2 protein-coding genes are annotated in these 540 nt (G+C 74.1%); both read right to left on the bottom strand.

Annotated elements, in window-relative coordinates:
• The coding region (locus TR48_RS43515; RefSeq protein WP_042370562.1) for a hypothetical protein at nt 1-190 on the bottom strand (190 nt) is incomplete at its 3' end.
• A 158-nt stretch (nt 191-348) separates the two neighbouring features.
• Nucleotides 349-540: hypothetical protein (locus TR48_RS23445; protein WP_161789893.1), on the bottom strand; the 192-nt coding region annotated here is incomplete at its 5' end.

The raw sequence follows: 540 nt of genomic DNA, 5'->3' as shown, positions 1-540 counted from the left end.
GGCGCGCGGCCAGGTCGTCGCGCTCGTCCAGGAGGGTCTGTACGGCGGGCAGGAGCTGGGCGACGTCGCGGTGGAGCTGCCAGGCGGCGTCGATCGCGGCGTCGGATTCGGGTCCGGGCCGGAGGGCTCTGGTGTAGCGGTTGAGGCTGGCCCAGGTCCGGGCTACCGCCTCTCGGGTGGTGGATGTCATGGTGGTTCTCGCTCCCTTCACGGGGGCCTGGGGTGCGGGAGAGCCGGGGCGCGGACGAGAGCGATACGGCTGTCCCGCGCCTGCGCGGGTGATCTGACGTAGCACTGCTGGTGCTGTGGAACAGTGCGCGCCCGAGGCGGGCGGCTACTGAAGAGGGATCAGGGCCGTTTCGGGGCCAGGGCGAGCAGGCGGCCGACGCGGACCGCGTGGTGGCCGGCCCAGCCGCGGTCCGGGTGCTCCCGGTCCGCGGCGAGCACGACGTGCTGTTCGGTGGCGATCTGCCAGTCGGCCCACGCAAGGGTGGCGATGTGCGGCCCGGACGCCTGGTGGCGGGCGGGACGGGGATCCGC

This window comes from Streptacidiphilus neutrinimicus (assembly GCF_000787815.1).
Lineage (GTDB): Bacteria > Actinomycetota > Actinomycetes > Streptomycetales > Streptomycetaceae > Streptacidiphilus > Streptacidiphilus neutrinimicus.
This window is presented reverse-complemented; position numbering and strand designations above follow the sequence as displayed.